Below are 19842 nucleotides of genomic sequence, written 5' to 3' on the forward strand. Positions count from 1 at the left end.
GCTTCAAAGTTTGCCACTCATGCCCAAAACCGTGATCCAATGAACGGTTGTTGTTTTAAAATTTAGTAAAGTCCCAGTTACCGCGATACACGCGCGTCCGCATCCGGTTAGCCCCTTCATCATCGAACTTTTCCTTTCTCGGGTTCCATTCTAAGGGACGTTGTAACCAGTACGCGATATTCACCGCATTGCAGACGGTGCAGGTCCTGTGCCCCACTTCCACATCACAAATAGGTTTGCTCCGCTTCCTGATCGCATCGATCCAATCCTGGTAATGGTTATCGCTTTTATATACATGTTGATCGCCCGGCTTAATATCCAGGTTTACGATATGCTCCGGTTTGGATCTTAAGAAACTCCGGCTCACCTCCAGCGTGCTTTCTGTCCCGATAAACTGGATGGCATTGCCCTCTCCCCATTTGGTGTGCGTCACTTTTACCCCGTTGTCATATTCAAAGTAACAACCGGTTGTTGCCGGAGTTGAAGGCGGCACAAAGCGAACCGGACCGGAATCATCTTTATCCAATGCCCATTGAACAATATCAAACATATGCGCGCCCCAATCCGTGATATAACCACCGCCGAAATTGCGGTATTCGCGCCACAGCGCCCATTCAGTCGCACCAATAGGATTGGCCAGCACAGCACTGTAATCATTATAAGCGGAAGGACCGATCCACATATCCCAATCGATATAATCCGGCGGAGCGGTGACCGGAAAATCATTTTCTTTAGGCGGCGGACCTACCGACACATTCACTTCTTTTACCGTTCCGATATAACCATTCCTGATCAGCTCCACGGCCTTTCTGAACGAAGCCCAGGAACGCTGCATGCTGCCCGTTTGAAAGACGCGCTTATGTTTACGCGTAGCATCCACCATCGCCCTGCCTTCGGCAATCGTAAGCGACAAAGGCTTTTCGCAGTAGATATCTTTTCCGGCCTTCGCCGCATCCACTGCAACCTGCGCATGCCAGTGATCTGGCGTTGCAATGATCACCGCATCAATATCTTTGCGGTCGAGGATCTCGCGATACATGCCATACCCTTTAACCGCGGTTTTCACTTTCGCCTCGTTTTCTTTTTCAGCCAGCCCTACAAAGCGGTCCAGCTTTTTCTTATCGACGTCGCAAGCGGCCAGCACCAGCGTTTCTTTACATTTATTGATGCTGGATAATAAGCCCAGACTTTGGCGTCCGAGGCCAATATATCCCAGCGTAATACGGTCGCTCGGTGCTACATAACCATTACCTCCCAATACGTTGCGGGGAAGGATCGTAAACGCAGCCACCCCCATAGCGGTTTGGGATAAAAATTTCTTTCTGTTCATATGCTGATCTGGTTTTAAAGGGTTTGTTTATAATCAATCGTCAGGGAATTCTGGAAAATGCAATCGTTTACAATAATAATAAATATTTCACGTAATTATTTCCCGGCGGAAAATAATACAAGCTTTAGTAACCGCCCGGACGCAGAATCATTATTATCAATCAGGTGAAGGATCCAGCATTGTTGGGTTGGATTGGAGACAAAAAAAATCCCCGTTGCAACAACGGGGATGTAACAGTGAATCAATCTTTTTAATGAACCGAGACGGACACTTTCACATTCATCATGGATCGGATCGTAGCGGCAATGCCTGCTGCATCGTAGCCACATTCGTGGTGCAGCTCGTTAGGTGTGCCATGTTCCACCAGCCGGTCAGGGATACCCAGTATCCTGATCTCGTTTTTATAACCATGCGTAGCCATAAATTCCAGCACCGCTGATCCAAAACCACCGATCACTGTTCCGTCTTCCACCGTAATAATTTTTTCGTATTGACTCAGCGCTTCATGCAGCAAAGCTTCGTCTAAAGGCTTGGCGAAACGCATATCGTAATGTGCCGGGTTGATACCATCTTGTTTCAGATCGCGGATGGCTGCCGCCGCAAAATTTCCCGGATGGCCAAACGACAGAATGGCGATGTTTTGTCCGTCCTTCAGTTTGCGTCCCTTTCCGATCTGCACTTCCTGCATCGGCGTTTGCCATTCAGGCATCATGCCCTGTCCGCGCGGATAGCGGATTACAAAAGGCAGTTGTGTAGATTCCAGCTGAGCGGTATACATCAGGTTGCGCAATTCGCTCTCGTTCATCGGCGAGCTGATGATCATATTAGGAATGCAACGGAAGTAAGCGATGTCGTAGCAGCCGTGATGCGTTGGTCCATCATCCCCTACCAGCCCTGCCCTGTCGAGGCATAGCACTACCGGCAGTTTCTGGATGGCAATATCGTGCACCACCTGGTCGTAGGCGCGTTGCATGAACGAAGAATAGATGTTGCAGAAAACGCGCAGTCCCTGCGTGGCCATACCCGCGCTTAAAGTAGCGGCATGCTGCTCGCAAATGCCCACGTCGAACGCGCGGTCCGGCATCTCTTCCATCATAAACTTTAAAGAAGATCCCGAAGGCATGGCGGGTGTGATGCCGAATATCTTTTCGTTTTGTTTAGCAAGCTCGATGATCGTCTTACCAAACACGTCCTGGTACTTAGGCGCCTGTGGCGTATCAAATTTCTTTTTATAGATTTCTCCGGTCACCTTATCAAAAAGGCCCGGTGCATGCCATTTGGTCTGATCTTTCTCAGCCAGTGCGTAGCCCTTGCCTTTCGTAGTAATGACGTGCAATATTTTCGGACCGGGGATGCTTTTCAGATCATTCAGCGTGTCCACCAGCTTGCTGATGTTGTGGCCGTCAATGGGCCCGAAATAGCGCAGCTTCAGGGCCTCGAACAAATTAGCGCTGCTGCTCACCATGCCCTTGATGCCTTCTGTAAGCTTGTGGGCCATGCTGCGGCTGAACTTTTTACCTACCGGTAATTTGCCGAGCGCATTCCACACATCGTCCTTTAATTTATTATAGGTAGGAGATATCGTAATATCTGTCAGGTACTCTTTTAACGCGCCGACGTTCGGATCGATGCCGATGCCGTTATCATTCAAAATGATCAGCATATCCGTGTTGGCAACACCTGCGTGGTTCATCGCCTCGAAAGCCATGCCCGCCGTCATGGAGCCATCTCCAATCACGGCCACCACTTTCCGGTCCGCCTCTCCTTTGTATTTAGCAGCCATGGCCATACCCAGCGCAGCAGAGATAGAGGTCGAAGAATGCCCTACACCAAAAGTATCGTATTCGCTTTCAGAACGCTTAGGAAATCCGCTGAGACCTTTGTATTTGCGATTCGTTTCGAAGTTATCCCGGCGGCCCGTGATGATCTTGTGTCCGTAAGCCTGGTGGCCAACATCCCAAACCAGTTGATCATAGGGGGTATTGTACACGTAATGCAGGGCCGTCGTCAATTCCACCACGCCCAGGCTGGCGGCAAAATGCCCGCCGTGAACGCTCACTACGTCAATAATGAATTGCCTGAGTTCCTCGCAAAATTCATGCAGCTGCTCCATGGGGATCTTTTTCAGATCCTCGGGCTTATTGACAGTTTGTAGTAGCGGACCGGGTGTGATAGTCATTCAGAGATAAATTATTCCGCAAAAATAAGTATTTATCGCTTGACAAGCAGGGATGTTGAAATGTTGATGTGATGGTTCCCGGCTCCTTTACCACCGTGAAGATTTATCAACAGTACGACCCGTCCATAAATGCTGCCGACCTCTGGTAACTTAGCAGGTCAAACCTGCGGTTGAATACTTAGATTTGTTAGATGATGATTATCGGCAAAAAACATTACTGGCTGTTCCAGATCTTCGGTTGGGGCTGCTTCTTCCTGTGGCATATATTCGGCGCCTGGTCCGTCGACCGGATGAACTCCCCGGAGGAGCGCCTGATCATCATTCAGCGGGCCGGAGGATTTGCGCTGCTGGGCCTGATCATGACGCATTTCCTGCGCATTATTCTATTGAAACTGAATGTGCTGACAAAAAAAGTGTCTGTGCAAATCTGGGTATTTCTCATTCTCACACTCCTGATGTCCTTTGCAGCTGGTATCGTCGAATTTATCATTTACAGGGAGCTGGATCTTTTCATCAAAGCGGAGAAAATGATCTTCAGCAAATCCCTGATCCTGATCTTATTGAATAACGCCCTCGCCTGGTTTACTTATTTCATTATCTGGAGTGCGGTGTACTTCATTTATCATTATGTCAGCGCTGCGCAAAAAGAGCAGATCGATACCCTTAACCTGAAATCACATATCAAGGAGCTGGAACTAAAGACGATCAAGGCCCATATCAACCCGCATTTCATTTTCAACGCGCTGAACGGCATCAGGGCCATGGTGGATGAAAATCCGCAGCGGGCGCGGACCGCGATTACGGAGCTGAGCAATATCCTGCGCAGCAGTATTAATATTGATAAGTCTGAAACGGTGCCGCTGACTGATGAACTCAATATTATAAAAGATTATCTTGCGCTGGAGCAGATGCGCTTCGAGGACCGGCTGGTGGTGCAGTATGACATTGAGGACCGGACCACCGGGCAACCCGTTCCTCCGATGATGTTGCAAATGCTGGTTGAAAATGCGATCAAACACGGTATCAGCCAGGAAGTGGACGGCGGAAGAGTGACGCTTACTTCCGCTGTGGAAGGGAACATGTTGCGATTGACGGTTGAAAATACCGGGCAACTGAAAGAACAGCAAAAAGACGGCGGCTTCGGGATCGAAAGCATCCGCAAACGGCTAAAACTGATGTATGGCGACAAAGCAGCTTTTGACATCAGGCAATCAACTCCGGATGCGGTGACAGCTACCCTGCGGCTTCCGCTGATATTCTAAATCGTTTACATGAGAACAATTATCATCGATGATGAACGCCTGGCACGGGCGGAACTTAACAAATTACTGCAATCGGTTCCTGAGATCGAAGTGGTGGACGAAGCGTCCAACGCCAATGAAGCCATTGAAAAGATCAACAGTCATCAACCCGACCTGATCTTCCTGGATATTCAAATGCCCGGCAAGACCGGTTTCGAGATGTTGTCAGAACTGGATTTTGTGCCAAAAGTGATCTTCACTACTGCATTCGATGAATATGCCTTGAAGGCCTTCGAGGTCAACGCACTCGATTACCTCCTGAAACCGATAGAACCCAAGCGCCTGGAAGCGGCTATTAAAAAGCTGAGCTTCCCCGGTAAGGAAACGAGAACTGAAGAAGGCATTGCAAATAATGACCTGCTTACCGAGCATAGCCAGGTGTTTGTCAAAGACGGCGATCGTTGCTGGTTCATCAAATTGAGCGAAGTAAGGCTGTTTGAAAGCGTGGGCAACTACGCCAAAGTATTCTTCAATGAGCACAAGCCGCTGATCTTAAAGTCCCTCAATGCGCTCGAAGAGCGGCTCGACCCGAAAACATTTTTCAGAGCCAATCGCAAACATATCATCAACCTTCGCATGGTGGAAAAGATCGAACCTTATTTTAACAACGGCCTGCTGGTGGAACTGAAAGGCGGAGAAAAAATTGAGATCAGCCGCCGGCAAACGGTTAAGTTCAAAGAAAAAATGAGTTTTTAATCACAGCTATAACAATATCTACTTCATGAGACTGAACAAACTAACCTTCTACAGCGCGACCCTGTTCCTGACCAGTGCAGTTAATGCGCAGCAAAATATTCCCATCAACGTCAAGAATGTTGAACAAACGATCACCGTACTGGCCGCAGACGACATGAGAGGCAGGAAAACCGGCAGCCCGGAAATCGATAAAGCAGCCGAATTCATTGCGGCCTCCTTTAAAAAAGCCGGCCTGAAACCCATGTCCGGCGATAGCTTCCTGCAATCTTTCGCGATCGCTGGCGCTACGCAAACGGCACTCACCGCTAAAAACGGCGATACGGAAATGGACCCCAAGAATATTGTGTTGCTCACTTCCCAACCAGAGGTCACCATCCAGGGCGCAGGGCTCGCCGTAGAACATATTGCCGCAACCGACAACTTTTTTTCCAAAGCGATCCAGTATACCGGCAGCACCAGGAACCTGTTGATTACCGTTGATGAACATTTTGCCGCCCAGTTTCCGCGCCTGGCCGTGTTAAAGAGAAATTTCTTTAAAACAGACGCCAGCGTGATCTTCGTTTTAGGCGCTGTGGATCCTGAAAAATTTTCACTCACAGCGCAGCATACGATCAAGGAAAGCAAACTGTCCAACGTAGTGGGTGTACTGCCGGGCAAAAAGCTGAAAGAGGAATACGTCATTTTCTCCGGGCATTACGATCATATTGGCGTCGGCCAACCGGAACAGGGCGACAGCATCTACAACGGTGCGAATGACGATGCATCAGGTACTACCGCCGTGATGGAGCTGGCCCAATATTATGCAAGCCAGAAAAACAATGAGCGGACGCTGGTCTTTGCCGCGTTTACAGCAGAGGAAGTTGGGGGCTTCGGTTCGCAATATTTCAGCAAACAATTACCGGCTGACAAAGTGGTTGCCATGTTCAACATCGAAATGATCGGCACCGACAGCAAGTGGGGCAAGAACTCCGCCTACATCACCGGGTTTGAAAAAACGGACATGGGCAATATCCTTCAGAAGAACCTGAAAGGCAGCGCCTTTACTTTTCATCCGGACCCCTACCCTGACCAGCAATTATTTTACCGGTCAGACAATGCTACGCTGGCCCGCCTGGGTGTGCCGGCACATACCATTTCCACGTCGAAAATGGATAATGAACCTAACTACCATAAAGTAAGTGACGAAGTGGGGACGCTTGACCTGAATAATATGACAGAGATCATCAAAGCCATCGGCATCAGCGCTCAAACGATCATATCAGGGAAAGACACGCCCACCCGGGTGGATACAAGCGCTTTGAGATAATCAGAAGATAAAGGACAGACTTCGCGGATATTTGCTTCCTCCTTCGAATCCGGTTCTACCGGCATCAGCGGCGATCTGCGTCATTTCATCAGTCATTCTGGCGATGGAGGTATTGATAAAAAAAGCAGACATAATATCCGGATCGTCGTGTTTGTGGGCTGCTTTCAAGGCCGCGATGTATTCTTCCTTCTGCGAGGCGGTCACGATAATGATCGGGTGCTTTAGCTTAGCCAAAATATAATTGCTGAAAAGTCTCCCCAAGCGGCCATTGCCGTCGGGAAACGGATGCAGGTAAATAAAGTATTTGTGAAACCTGGCGGCTATTTCCACGGGATGCAATTTTTTTTCTTCGATCGCGGCCTGGGTTTGCTGCATCAGCACCGGAACGTTGGCGATGCTGTTTTTATAATCCGGAAAGATAGTGTCCCCGGCTGCCATCTGCGAAGTGGTGTAGGTCCCGGGCTCAACTCCCTTGGTATATTGAATCGTATTTAATGTGAGCATCCTGTGTGTGGCCATCAGAAGCTCTTCCGAGAGCGGCCGATCCGGATCACTCAGAAGGAATTCATAGGCCTTAAAATGATCCAGTATCTCAAAAGCCTCCAACATAGACCTATCCTGTAGCTTTAACTGTAAGCCGTGTTCTCTTAATTCCCGGGTGTCATTTACCGTGAAGCTGTTTCCTTCAATAGCACAGGAATGCGCGGAAAAAAGTATTTCATTGTACTCAAATAAATTGCCTGCAGAAAATTTCTTTTCTACGAGCTCAACATACTTTTCCAAAGTATGGTTGTATACCTTTAATAATGCCGTTAAAGAAGACGGATGATCCATAGGATAAATGTAGCACAGTTATGCTGAACCAGGAAATGATCGCTATTCAGAAAAAAAGCCGGATGACCTTTCGGGCTTCCAGCCTGTCATCCGGCGATCGAAAAACATATAATCATTTCTTCAACGCCGCTCTCACCTTCGGAGCGATCTGCGTACCAAACACTTCAATCGACTTCATCATTCTTTGATGCGACGGCGCTCCCACGTCCATATGAGCGGAGAACCGGGTAAGCCCGAAAAGCTCATGCAATTCCAGGATCTTTTCCACAGATTCATTCACATCGCCGATGATCAGGTGGCCGCCTTTGCCGCGACCACGGTCAAACTGATGCTTCTGATAGGGTGGCCATCCGCGCGAACGCCCGATCCGGTCCATCTGCGCTGAATAGAGTGGGTAGTAATAATCGCTGATCTCCTTACTGTCTTCCCCAAAGAAGGCATGGACATGCACGCCTACCTCAAACTGGTTCATATCGTGACCGGACTGCTGGTAAACGTTTTGATAGTACTCAAACAAGGGTTTGAACTGAGACGGGCTTCCACCTATGATGGCGAACATCACCGGCAGTCCCAAGGTACCAGCCCGCACTACCGACTCCGGCGTTCCGCCTACTGCCACCCATATTTTCAGATGGTTGTTAACAGCGCGTGGCAGCACCGTCTGCTGCTTCAGTTCCGGGCGAAACCGGCCTTTCCAGCTGATCGGATCGTGGTCATTGATCTGCAACAGCAATCTCAACTTCTCATCAAACAAGGCATCGTAATCTTTTAGTTCCATCCCATAGAGCGGGAACGACTCGATAAAACTGCCACGACCGGCCATTAATTCGGCCCGGCCGTTGGAAATCAGGTCGACAGTGGCAAAGCTCTGGTAAAGCTTTACAGGATCGGAAGAGCTCAGCACAGAAACAGCGCTACCGAGCTTGATATTCTTAGTGACCGTAGACGCCGCCGCGAGGACAATCTCGGGCGCGGAGACGGCATAGTCTGGCCGGTGGTGCTCACCAATGCCGTAAAAGTCGAGGCCGACTTCATCCATCAGCTTCACTTCTTCTATAATTTCCTGTAAACGTTGCTGCGCCGGTTGCGGCGTTCCGTTGGCATCTATATGAAGATCGCCGAACATGCCTATGCCTAATTCCATTGTTTAAACTTTAATTGATAGGATTAACAGGAAAGAGCGGGAAAGGTTTAGCAAAGAAGACGGAAGACGGAGGTCAGAAGTCGGAAGAGCTTCACACATGGCTTGGACGAGGCCTTAAATGGGCAGAAAAGCATCGATCAATCGCTACAACCGGCGAAACTACAGGTTGACCTTGGAAGAGGAAGCGTGGATGGCCTGGCTCATTTCCAGCACCAGGGAAGGGTCTTTTTCAATCGCGTTTCCAATTACGATCACATCAGCGCCTGCTTTACAGTTCAGATAGGCTTTTTCGGGATCTGTGATACCACCACCGATGATCAGGGGGGCTTCAACGTTCTGGGCCACGGACTGGATCATGCTTTCCGTGATCGGCGTTTTTGCTCCGCTGCCAGCGTCCATATAAATGAGCTTCATGCCCAGCATTTCACCGGCAAGCGCGGTGCACATAGCGATCTCATTTTTATCGGCAGGAATGGGGGCCGCATTGCTGATGTAGGAAACCGTCGTAGGCGCACCGCCGTCTACCACGATGTACCCCGTCGGCATGATTTCAAGGCCGCTCTTCTTCACAAAAGGAGCTGAAACAACGTGCTGCCCAATGAGCAACTCGGGATTTCTGCCGGAAATCAGGGATAAATACAGCAACGCATCCGCGTATTTGCTGACCTGGGAGGGGCTGCCGGGAAAAAGGATCACGGGAATATCACAACTGGCTTTGATCTGCTGCACAACCTCGTCTAAATGATTGGATATAACGAGGCTACCCCCTACAAAAAAGTAATCAACTTTGGTCTTGAGGGACAACTGAATGAGCTGTTCCAGTGAAGAAGACGTTACCCCATCAGGATCGATTAACACGACAAAGGACTTTTGCGCATGTCTCTTCTTTTCTAAAAGGGAACTATAGATATTCATCTTCATTAGATCAAGGCAGGTTTTTGCAAAAATGCACATTTTTTTTCGAAAAAAGTGAGAAACGACTAAACAAGCTTACAGTTAATAATTTATAAGAGCGGGGAGTTCTACCAGCAACGATTGGGAATGATACTTACTGCGCTCCCTTGTATTAATAACGTGGAAAAATATCCTATCGGGTAAGGACATGCGATTGGTTCATCATAAGAGAATTAGAAGTGATTCTCGATAAATTTAAATCGACACTCATCCAATTAAACGGCAACCAAGACGCATTCACCCATTATCTTTCAGCTTACTATACCGCTTCGGCTTAACTCCGATCACCTGTTCAAAAACTTTTGTGAAGTGACCTAAATTGGAAAACCCCAACTGATAACCCACTTCTGAAACAGATAATCCATCCTTCAACAGGCGTGCAGCTTTCTGCATTCTAAAATTTTGGAAGTATTGAAATATACTTTTACCAAAAACCTGATTAAATAGTCTTTTCAATTTAGTTTCGCTCATGCCGGAAAAGTTCGATAGTTCTGCGATCGTGGGGGCTTTTTCAATGTTTTCAAGTAACTGGTCCTTTACCTTATAAAGGATCTGAATGTCTGCTATGTTTAAACCATATACTTTCTTCTCATCTCTTCTGACAAGTGAAATCAATAATTGACAAATGAGTTCCTGAGCTTTTAGCTTGTAGTAAAAATCCCGCAGCAGCGTCGGCACCTTAACGCTTACAATATCATCAACAACTTTCAATAGCGGAACCGACACAAACTCTTCAAACAACAAAGGCTGCTTATTATCCAAAACAGTATTAATTAAAGGATGATTGATGCGTGCTCCTATAAGTTCCCGCAGGTAACCCGCATCAATACTCAATGATATAGCATTCTGAATGGTGTTTTTTGGAACAAAAAGTTCCACATCTAACCCCTGTGTCGTAATCTGAACCAATGGTTGTAATTTTTTACTCGTTTGCGTTCGGGTTGCGCTGATGATATGCTGGAAACTAAATATGAGCATATTCGCAGGCTGGTTTTTTCGGCTTATGGCAAAATCCTGGTGTAGCTCGTAGTTCAATATCATCATTCGCAAACGCTCATCAAAACTATAGCCCTGTAAAAAGCCTGTTCCAAATTTTTCCGGAACATCTACTCTGCCATTTACAACGCTCCCGCCAACTTTTTCGGCAAAAGCAGCCAGCAGTCCTAATCCGTCTCTTGATTTGATTTCGATTTTCATCGTGTCGTTTACGAGTATTTTTATGCCAAAGTGCGCTATTTTAACCCATTATACAATTATAATTTTGTGTGATCAAAAAAATATGATGTCAATGAAAAATAAAAAAATAGCCATAATCGGTGGAGGTCCCGGAGGATTGACCCTTGCGAGGTTATTACAAATGAAGGGGTATCAGGTAAAAGTATATGAAAGGGATAAAGACCAAAATGCACGTCAGCAGGGTGCCACCTTGGACTTACACGAAGAATCCGGGCTGAAAGCCCTGAATGCTGCTGGCCTGTTGGATGAATTTAAAAAACAATATCGCCCCAATGCGGATAAACTGCGTATCACCGACCATAACACGGTGATACATTTTGATGATCATACTAATGAAACTCCGGTAGCGGAAAGCGGCGCTTCTTTCCGTCCGGAAATTGACAGGGGACCCTTCCGTGATTTGCTTATTGCTTCACTTGAAAAAGAAACCATTGTTTGGAATTCGAAATTTGTATCTCTACAAGCCAGGAATGATGGCTGGGATATCTTCTTCGAAAATGGCAGTACTGTTTACGCCGACCTTGTTATTGCGGCAGACGGCGCAAATTCAAAACTCCGAAAATACCTTACCGATATTGCTCCGGTTTATTCAGGCTTAACCATTATAGAGGGAAATATTTACGATGCAGCAACGAATGCGCCAGAACTCTGGAAACTCGTTAAAGGTGGGAAAACATTTGCGTTGGGACAGGAAAAAAGCATTATCCTGAGTGCCAAAGGCGATGGTTCACTGTCCTTTTACACCGGAACGAGGGAAACAGAAGATTGGGTAACAACTTCTGGCATCAACTTCGAAAACAAACGGGAAATATATGATTGGTTTAAAGAGCGTTTTGCCGATTGGGGTAATGAATGGCACGAACTGTTTGAAAGGGGCGACAGTTATTTTGTTCCTCGTCCGCAATATCATTTTCCGCCCGACCAGCAATGGGAGAGTTTGCCGAGCCTGACCATCTTGGGAGACGCTGCACATCGCATGCCGCCTTACGCCGGCGAAGGGGTAAATATGGCCATGTTAGATGCCCTGGAACTGGCAGAGCAACTAACAGCCAATGATGTCAGCGACACTAAAACTGCTATTTCAAGATACGAAAAGGCGATGTGCCAACGTGCTGCCGAAATCACGGACGTCACCTTACAATCTATGGAGAACATGCATTCCAAAAATGCGCTAACATCTTTACTGGATACATTTCGCCTTATTCATTGATGAAGGCAAATAACAATTCCATCCAGATTTTAAAAATAAAAGGGCTATAACCGATAAAAGACCAGAGAATTTAGCCAGCTACGTTATCATACAGGCGCGGTTTACAGGGATCTAAAAGGTGTATTAATTTTTTTCTGTCGCTATCATTTTTGAAGCAGCTGCAAAAGGATTCTTCAGAACCATACAAAAACAAAATTTTACCCATGGATACCAGTTGTTTTCTATGCTCACATCTATAAAGTGATTATCTTTCTGCAAAAAATCTATGCGCGGCCCGTTGCTTTTTTTCGTTGTTATCATTGCCTGCTCCTGTCATGCCCAGCTTCCCGCTTTCGACTATGCCGTTACCAAACAAGGCACCGGTAAAAATGGCGCGGTAGTGTCAGCTCATCCGCTGGCAAGCCAGGCAGGTAGGCTCATGCTCCAAAAAGGCGGTAACGCTTTCGATGCTGCCATCGCCACACAGTGGGCCCTCGCCGTGGTCTATCCCGGCGCAGGCAATATCGGTGGTGGCGGCTTTATGGTAGCTACGTCTAAAGGCAAAGCGCCGGTTGCATTAGACTATCGCGAAACCGCACCCGCAGCCGCTTTCCGGGATATGTACCTCGACGAAAAAGGTGATCCCGACAGTGAAAAAAGTTTATACGGGCATTTATCATCCGGCGTACCCGGCACCGTTGCCGGTTTATTCGCCACGCACCAGTTTGCCCGTCTTTCGATGAAGGAGCTGATTCAACCGGCCATTGAGCTGGCTGAAAAAGGTTTCGCCATTACGGAAGCGGAAGCCCGGGCGTTGAACTACACCAGCGCTGCCTTTAAAAAATACAATACCGTCATGCCGGTCTTCGTAAAAAGCCAGCCCTGGAAAAAAGGGGACACTTTGATACAGAAAGAACTGGCCGCCACGCTGAAAAGGATCAGCAGCAGGGGACAGAAAGGGTTTTACGAGGGCGAAACGGCCGAGATGATCGTTGCCGAAATGCAGCGGGGCAAAGGACTGATCACCTTGAATGACCTCAAAAGCTACAAAGCCAAATTCAGGACGCCCGTCGTGTCTCAATATAGAGGTTACACCATTATCGGCATGCCGATGCCCAGTAGCGGCGGTCTGCTCGTCCACCAGATGCTGACCATGATAGCCCCTTACCCGCTGAAGAATATGGGCTTTCAAACACCGGCATCCGTACAACTGATGATCGAGGTGGAACGCCGCGCTTACGCCGACCGCGCCAAATACATGGGAGATGCGGATTTTTATCAAGTCCCTGTAAAGGAGTTGTCCGACGCGGCCTATCTTAACAACCGGATGAAAGATTATCAACCGGGGCGAGCGGGCAACAGTAAAGAAACGGTGGAAGGCCGGGTGCCCGGTTACGAAAGCGAAGAAACGACGCACCTGAGCGTGATGGATAAAGAAGGTAATGCGGTGTCTGTTACTACTACGCTCAACAATAATTACGGCAGCAAGACCGTAGTAGCGGGCGCCGGTTTTTTGCTGAATGATGAAATGGACGACTTCAGCGCAAAGCCCGGCTCTCCCAATCTCTTTGGCGCTGTTGGCGGAAAAGCGAATGCAATTGAGCCCGGAAAGCGGATGTTAAGTTCCATGACGCCCACGATCGTACTAAAAGATAACCGGCCTTTCCTGGTCGTAGGCACGCCGGGCGGAACCACGATTCCTACTTCCGTCTTCCAGACGATCGTCAACATTATTGATTTCAACATGACTACCAGCGATGCGGTGAACCGGGCTAAGTTTCATCACCAATGGCTTCCGGACGAAGTGTTCATCGAGAAGGGCTTCTCTGAAACCACGCAACAAGCCTTGTCCAAGATGGGCTATGAGCTCAGGGAGCGCGGACAGATCGGACGGACCGAAGTCATTAAGATAGCTCCCGACGGCAGCCTGGAAGCCGTTGCGGACGGACGCGGCGACGACAGCGCTTCGGTTTGGTAGAAAGGATATTGTTGAAAACGGGGGAAAATAGTTGAAGAGGGTTTAAAATAGTTTAATGTGGTTTAATATAGTTTAACGTGGTTTAAAATAGTTTAACGTGGTTTAAAATAAGTGAACAGTAAGCCTACCTCATCATTCATCCACTCTTCAACAATCGTTCATCCATTATTCAACCACATTCAACAATCACTCAACACTATTCAACCACATTCAACAATCACTCAACCACCATTCAACAATCATTCAACCACCATTCAACAATCATTCAACCACATTCAACCACCATTCAACAATCACTCACCCACCATTTCTCCTCCATGAAAGCGATCAGCACTATAGGATTATTATTCCTCTCCAATTCGTTTATGACCCTGGCCTGGTATGGACATCTAAAGTTCTTTGCCAAAGGCAGCAACCACGCGTCCACCTCTTTGTGGGTTATCATTCTGATCAGCTGGGGCATCGCGTTTTTTGAATATTGTTTCCAGGTGCCCGCCAACAGGATCGGCTCTTCAAACATGGGAGGTCCCTTTTCATTGATCCAGCTAAAAGTGATCCAGGAGGTCATCACGCTCGTCGTCTTCGTGATCTTTTCCAAACTGATGTTCGACAATTTTCAGTTCAGCATCAACCACCTCATCGGGTTTGCGTTCCTGGTAGCCGCCGTCTATTTTATTTTTAAGGGATAGATCGTTTATTCATTCTGAACAGACACAGGCGCGATCAGGGTCCCAAACGCTCCCCTTAAGTCGGTTCAAGGCATCAAATTGCGCCGGAACGGTTAAGGTCAGGATTAGAGATAGTACGGTCAGGAAGGTTGCTTTCAGCATTTGTTACCAAATCGAAAGGTTGGTTAAATTGGAGGGGGCATACCGTTTTTTCACATTCTATACGCCCATACCCGCATACTTTTTTTGATCTTTTGTGTTCTTTGACTGCGTCTGTAAGCGCTTATTTGTTCCAAATCCCGGGTTATTCCTGATCCGCTAAAAAAATGTTATGCCTCCGTTGAGATCATCTTAAATGAAAGATAATCAAAGTTTTTGAAGCGCCAACTTTGCTGCTGAAAATCCGTTCCATACGTCCTGAACAATCGTAGCTGCGGCAGGCAGATCTTCGATCAGGGCGCTCACCTGTCCGATCTCCAGTTCTCCCTGTTCCAGCAATCCTTCAAACATGCCTTTTCGCGCACGACCCTTGCCCAGCAATTGCTGCAGTTCTTCCGCCGAGGCGCCGCGGGCCTCGGCTTCCCGCACTTCCTGCGCAAAATCGTTATCGAGCAATCGCACGGGGGCCAGCTGTTTGAGAGACAACCGCGTATCCCCTTCCCTGGCGGCCAGCACTTTGTTTTTAAAAAGAATATGGGAGGATGCTTCTTTAGACGCTACAAAGCGGCTGCCCATTTGTACGGCTTCGGCGCCTAACGCAAACGCGGCGAGCATTTGCCGGCCGGTAGCGATGCCGCCCGCAGCAATAACCGGGATCGTCACCGCTGCGGTCACCAGCGGCACCAGTACCATCGTGGTCGTCTCCTCGCGTCCGTTATGTCCGCCTGCTTCGAAGCCTTCCGCCACTACTGCATCGCACCCCGCTTCCTGCGCTTTGATAGCAAATCGGCTGCTGCTCACGACATGCACCACTGTTAGGCCCGCATCCTTTAATACCCCTGTCCAGGTTTTGGGATTGCCCGCGCTTGTAAATACGATTGGCACTTTTTCTTCCAGGATGACCTGCACTTGCCGCTCAATATCATGATACAACAAAGGAAGATTGACAGCGAAGGGCTTTGAGGAAGCCGCTTTATACTTTTGGATATGCTCCTGCAAGAGCGCCGGCGTCATGGATCCGGCGCCGATCATACCCAGCCCGCCCGCCTCGCTCACGGCACTGGCCAGCTTCCATCCGCTGGCCCACACCATCCCGGCCTGCACGATCGGGTATTGAATATTGAAAAGCCGCGTGATTCTTGTCTGGATCATAAATGGATAGAGTTGATGAGATAATCAGGTATCAACCTCACAGGTTTCGAAAACCCGTGAGGTTATAAAACTAATATAAGAAAAATAAAGGGTCTGCGGCCTGATAGAGATACAAGTAAGCAAATATGTTGATTTCAGTATCTTTAAACCAAAATAATCTGCTTGATACCTGTAAAATTTACTACAAACCTCTTGTAGAATTATTTTAAGAAAGTATGTTCTAAAATTCAATGATGTTTTAAAAAAAATATAGCATGAAGCGATCATTATTGATAATCACGTCGTATTTAATGCTACTCTTCTCCTGCAAGAAGGAAACAAAAGAGGATGTACTTGATGAATATTATATCAAATATGAAGTAAACAGTACTACTATCTATTCAGGGGGAAAACTAAATGTAAAATTAAACGGAGAGCATAATCAAATAGTAAATATTACTATTAACACCCGTTCGCCATGGGAAACAATCATTGGGCCTGTTAAAAAAGGATTTGCAGCTAACTTAACTGTAACTGAAGCAGGAGACAATTATGGACACTTGAGGTTATACACGCAAATATCGGTAAGTAAAAATGATAGCCCGTTTGCTCTCAAGAAAATAGATGGCAGCGATGTTCCAAGAACTTCCGCCCAAATAAATTATACAATAGACTATTGACAACTCAGCCGACTAATGAAGAATGCTGCGGTATCTTAAATATCAACTGTTAGCAGGAAATAACCTTCTATAACAATGCACTACATTAAATGCGACTTTAACATAACACAATGAGCAAAACAATTATTATCTTGACATTGGGGTTTCAAGTCGCTCTGACATTCATTGTGATTTTCTTCATCTATATGGCTTTAGCTTTTATTGACAACGACTTCGGTTTCGACGGATTTTTGGGACTTGTGATCTTCCAACCATTATTTGCAATTCTATTTTCGAGTTTGACGATTTTCCTTTGTTTAATTGTGGGACTTCCCATTCGTTTGAACAAAAAGCTAAATTACTGGTGGACGACTCACTTCTACATTTCAATCATTGGGGCAGTGATGGGATTGTTTTTCCTTTTATTAGCATTGCTTCCAATTTTTAAGGCGACCGTACCTTCTGATCTTGACGGGAAACCGACCTTAAAACAAATCCCTAACGCAATATTTTCAATTTCAGGTTGGGTACTAACAGCTTTTTCGTTGCTACATATATATCCACCACCAATAATTAAAAAATTGAAAATCATTTTCAGAAGACTTCCAAAACTTCATTGACATAAACTTAGTAACCATATCGGCTTTCGTGCTTCAATTTTCCCACCGAACACAAAGTCAGAAAACGTTAGCAACTATTTTAGATGGACTACACATACAAAGACAAGGAAATAGCATTCGCGCGACATATTAGAGCATATTCTCCTCATAAATCTGGTGGAGCTTTACTGCTTATGTATTTGACTATGGAGACTATTACTTTGAACTTGAATGCGTTTCAGAAACGGCAGACACTCCAAACAAATCTGACGAAGCTATCATTGGACAACTTACCAAACGCTGTAAACCATTTATTTCTGAACAACACACAAAACTTGTATGTCAGAGCAAGACAATCGACGAATTATACATTGTAAGGACATTTCTTTATTTCACAACCTTGAAAAAATATTCTAAAACTAAACAACTTTACAATCAGGCGAAACAAAAAGCAAAAAGCTTTTTAACAGGAAATAAGGATCCCTGGGACGATATCGTCTCAAACGCAACCGGAGGTTGCCTGGAAATCATTTGTCATCCGCAATCTGAAGCAGCTACAAAAATGGGAGAAAAATGTTCCAACCTGGTTGACTGCGGTCTACTTATGAAAATTGATGGAAAATTGTTGAAGGCTTTCGTCGAAAATAACGGGTATGGTTTTCCCATTTGGCATGACAACTACTTTCATGATCTTAACGAAATAAAAGAAATAGCTGGACAATATGAATTCATAGAAGTGTGAGAAAAAATGGGCTAAGGAATTTCTCCACAACTTGAAAGAAGTACGAAGGAATAAAAATCACCCCAGATCAATACTGGTATTGTCCCCGATATTCAGGCTGCGGGATTCGCCTTTGAGGCTGGTGTCGCTACCGATGAGCGAGTCTTCCAATACGATGTCGTACAAATTGCAATAGGCGCCCACGATGGAGTTCTTAACGATGGATTGTTTCATGCTGGTATTCTCGCCCAGCGTCACATTGGGACCAATGATGCTGTTCTCAATAGCGCATCCTTTGCCGATGCTCACGGGTGGGATAATCACCGTATTCCGGTATTGCGAGGCGTCGCTCTCGGCGCCAAATTTCTTCAGCAGGATGGCGTTCGATCTCAAAAGGGTTTCTTTGTTACCCGCATCAAACCAGTTGTCGACGCGGAAAGATTTGAACGTGACACCGCCGTCGATCATGCAGTCAATAGCATCAGTAATGCTGAACTCGCCATGCGTAAGCAGCCCGCTGGCCATGTTTTTTTCCAGGCAGTCGAACAGCATATTGCTTTCAGCAATCTTGTAAATGCCTACCAGCGCCATATTCGATTTAGGTATGTTCGGCTTTTCAATCACCGATTCCACGATACCGTTGGCATCAATTTCGGCCACGCCAAAGTCTTTGGGATTGTCTACCTTACGCACCCCGATCATAGAACCGGGACTGCGCAACACTTCAGTGACATCATACTCACAAATGGTGTCGCCCAGAGTGATCAGGATCTCATCTCCCCTCACGATGTCTTTGGCCAGGCTTACCGCATGCCCCACGCCTCTCCGGTCTTCCTGTCCCACGAAATGCGCAACAATATCGCTGTGTTTATCTTTAATATAATGATAGATCTTATCGCCCAGGTACCCGATGATGAATACAAATTCATCCACTCCGGCGTCCTTCAGCTGGTCTATGATAATGCTCAAAACGGTCTTGCCAGCCAATGGGATAAGCGCCTTTGGCTGCGTATAACTGTGGGGTCTCAACTTAGTTCCGGTACCTGCAACAGGAATAATTGCCTTCATATATAACAATCCCGGGGCGGGATATAGTTTAGAACATGTGATAAAAAGGGGTGAAGGTAAGTAAAAAAAGAAAATCTTGAAACTCGCCCCAACACTACACCCTATTTCTTGATCGCGGCTAAACAACGGCGTGCTTGTCTATAAATATATTAACTTTGAGAAAACAAGAACATGGATGCCGTAATAAAAATTTCCTCATCTGAATTTACTGACGATTTCTTCCAAAAAATGAAGCAGTTGCTAAAAGGACGCAATGTGCAGATCACCATTGCCGTTCAGGACGAAAAGAATGCTTTTTCAGTGAACGATCCTGCGGAAATCTATTGGAATAAGCTTGCTAAGGCTGTCGATGATATTGAATCTGGAAAAGGGACAGTATATTCTATGAAAGATTTAGAATCTATACTAAGCGAAAAATAACATGAGGAAAGTCCAATTTTCTCCGGACGCCATTGCGCAATTTCAAAAATTTAAATCTGGGAATCAAAAGCTGGCCTTTTAAATATTTGAATTGATTTCGGACATTCAGACTACTCCTTTTACCGGCTTAGGAAAACCTGAAGCATTAAAAGGTAATTTCAGCGGATTTTGGTCAAGACGAATCAATGATGAACATCGCCTTATCTATTCCGTTACAGACGATTTGATTACTATTTATTCCTGTTTTGGTCATTATTGAGTTTGCATAAA

Annotated in this window: 19 protein-coding genes; 11 read left to right on the top strand and 8 right to left on the bottom strand. The window is 46.5% G+C overall.

Going from position 1 to position 19842, the window contains the following annotated elements; translation table 11 throughout:
- Window positions 1-55: 55 nt before the first annotated feature.
- Window positions 56-1330, bottom strand: coding sequence for a Gfo/Idh/MocA family protein (locus ACU37H_RS04540; protein ID WP_472703173.1), 1275 nt, complete (start codon window positions 1328-1330; stop codon window positions 56-58).
- A 250-nt stretch (window positions 1331-1580) separates the two neighbouring features.
- Window positions 1581-3509: a 1-deoxy-D-xylulose-5-phosphate synthase gene (gene dxs, locus ACU37H_RS04545; protein ID WP_472703174.1), complete on the bottom strand. Its 1929-nt coding sequence runs from the start codon at window positions 3507-3509 to the stop codon at window positions 1581-1583.
- A gap of 191 nt (window positions 3510-3700) precedes the next feature.
- Here dxs and ACU37H_RS04550 point away from each other — a divergent pair, with 191 nt between their 5' ends.
- Genes ACU37H_RS04550 through ACU37H_RS04560 form a run of 3 tightly spaced genes read left to right on the top strand, consistent with a single transcriptional unit; the run spans window position 3701 to window position 6812 of the window.
- On the top strand, window positions 3701-4771 hold the full coding sequence (locus tag ACU37H_RS04550; RefSeq protein WP_472703175.1) for a sensor histidine kinase: 1071 nt from the start codon (window positions 3701-3703) through the stop codon (window positions 4769-4771).
- A 9-nt stretch (window positions 4772-4780) separates the two neighbouring features.
- A complete protein-coding gene (locus ACU37H_RS04555; RefSeq protein ID WP_472703176.1) occupies window positions 4781-5506 on the top strand; it encodes a LytR/AlgR family response regulator transcription factor in 726 nt (241 codons plus the stop codon).
- A 25-nt stretch (window positions 5507-5531) separates the two neighbouring features.
- Window positions 5532-6812 carry a M28 family peptidase gene (locus tag ACU37H_RS04560; RefSeq protein ID WP_472703177.1) on the top strand — a complete coding sequence of 427 codons (1281 nt, stop codon included), beginning with the start codon at window positions 5532-5534 and terminating at the stop codon, window positions 6810-6812.
- Here ACU37H_RS04560 and ACU37H_RS04565 read toward each other — a convergent pair whose 3' ends face one another.
- The 4 genes from ACU37H_RS04565 to ACU37H_RS04580 form a co-directional block, all read right to left on the bottom strand.
- The gene (locus ACU37H_RS04565) at window positions 6813-7595 is read right to left on the bottom strand and encodes a Fic family protein (protein ID WP_472703178.1); all 783 of its coding nucleotides are present in this window, start codon (window positions 7593-7595) and stop codon (window positions 6813-6815) included.
- 163 nt (window positions 7596-7758) lie between these two features.
- Window positions 7759-8790: an LLM class flavin-dependent oxidoreductase gene (locus ACU37H_RS04570; protein WP_472703179.1), complete on the bottom strand. Its 1032-nt coding sequence runs from the start codon at window positions 8788-8790 to the stop codon at window positions 7759-7761.
- 159 nt (window positions 8791-8949) lie between these two features.
- Window positions 8950-9711, bottom strand: a complete 762-nt coding sequence (locus ACU37H_RS04575) for a phosphoglycerol geranylgeranyltransferase (protein WP_472703180.1) — start codon at window positions 9709-9711, stop codon at window positions 8950-8952.
- 270 nt (window positions 9712-9981) lie between these two features.
- Window positions 9982-10941 carry a helix-turn-helix domain-containing protein gene (locus ACU37H_RS04580; protein WP_472703181.1) on the bottom strand — a complete coding sequence of 320 codons (960 nt, stop codon included), beginning with the start codon at window positions 10939-10941 and terminating at the stop codon, window positions 9982-9984.
- Window positions 10942-11032: 91 nt separating this feature from the next.
- Between ACU37H_RS04580 and ACU37H_RS04585 the strand changes: the two genes are divergently transcribed.
- The 3 genes from ACU37H_RS04585 (at window position 11033) to ACU37H_RS04595 (ending at window position 14836) form a co-directional block, all read left to right on the top strand.
- On the top strand, window positions 11033-12190 hold the full coding sequence (locus ACU37H_RS04585) for an FAD-dependent oxidoreductase (protein ID WP_472703182.1): 1158 nt from the start codon (window positions 11033-11035) through the stop codon (window positions 12188-12190).
- A gap of 277 nt (window positions 12191-12467) precedes the next feature.
- Complete coding sequence (gene ggt / locus ACU37H_RS04590; protein WP_472703183.1) at window positions 12468-14147, top strand: gamma-glutamyltransferase; 1680 nt, start codon at window positions 12468-12470, stop codon at window positions 14145-14147.
- A 317-nt stretch (window positions 14148-14464) separates the two neighbouring features.
- The gene (locus ACU37H_RS04595) at window positions 14465-14836 is read left to right on the top strand and encodes a DMT family protein (RefSeq protein WP_472703184.1); all 372 of its coding nucleotides are present in this window, start codon (window positions 14465-14467) and stop codon (window positions 14834-14836) included.
- Between the two features lie 345 nt (window positions 14837-15181).
- Here ACU37H_RS04595 and ACU37H_RS04600 read toward each other — a convergent pair whose 3' ends face one another.
- Window positions 15182-16126 (bottom strand): NAD(P)H-dependent flavin oxidoreductase, encoded by a 945-nt coding sequence (locus tag ACU37H_RS04600; protein ID WP_472703185.1) that lies wholly within the window; start codon window positions 16124-16126, stop codon window positions 15182-15184.
- A gap of 254 nt (window positions 16127-16380) precedes the next feature.
- On the opposite strand from ACU37H_RS04600, the gene ACU37H_RS04605 reads away from it, so the two are divergent.
- From ACU37H_RS04605 to ACU37H_RS04615, 3 genes are all read left to right on the top strand, one after another.
- Window positions 16381-16785: a hypothetical protein gene (locus tag ACU37H_RS04605; RefSeq protein ID WP_472703186.1), complete on the top strand. Its 405-nt coding sequence runs from the start codon at window positions 16381-16383 to the stop codon at window positions 16783-16785.
- Window positions 16786-16895: 110 nt separating this feature from the next.
- The gene (locus ACU37H_RS04610) at window positions 16896-17384 is read left to right on the top strand and encodes a hypothetical protein (protein WP_472703187.1); all 489 of its coding nucleotides are present in this window, start codon (window positions 16896-16898) and stop codon (window positions 17382-17384) included.
- A 379-nt stretch (window positions 17385-17763) separates the two neighbouring features.
- The gene (locus ACU37H_RS04615) at window positions 17764-18105 is read left to right on the top strand and encodes a hypothetical protein (RefSeq protein ID WP_472703188.1); all 342 of its coding nucleotides are present in this window, start codon (window positions 17764-17766) and stop codon (window positions 18103-18105) included.
- 57 nt (window positions 18106-18162) lie between these two features.
- Here the strand turns inward: ACU37H_RS04615 and ACU37H_RS04620 are convergent, their stop codons facing one another.
- Window positions 18163-19152, bottom strand: a complete 990-nt coding sequence (locus ACU37H_RS04620; RefSeq protein WP_472703189.1) for a sugar phosphate nucleotidyltransferase — start codon at window positions 19150-19152, stop codon at window positions 18163-18165.
- 171 nt (window positions 19153-19323) lie between these two features.
- Here ACU37H_RS04620 and ACU37H_RS04625 point away from each other — a divergent pair, with 171 nt between their 5' ends.
- Window positions 19324-19572: a hypothetical protein gene (locus tag ACU37H_RS04625; RefSeq protein WP_472703190.1), complete on the top strand. Its 249-nt coding sequence runs from the start codon at window positions 19324-19326 to the stop codon at window positions 19570-19572.
- 91 nt (window positions 19573-19663) lie between these two features.
- Window positions 19664-19831, top strand: a complete 168-nt coding sequence (locus ACU37H_RS04630; RefSeq protein WP_472703191.1) for a Txe/YoeB family addiction module toxin — start codon at window positions 19664-19666, stop codon at window positions 19829-19831.
- The last annotated feature ends 11 nt before the right edge of the window (window positions 19832-19842 follow it).

Source organism: Niabella sp. ZPM-14, assembly GCF_055693045.2.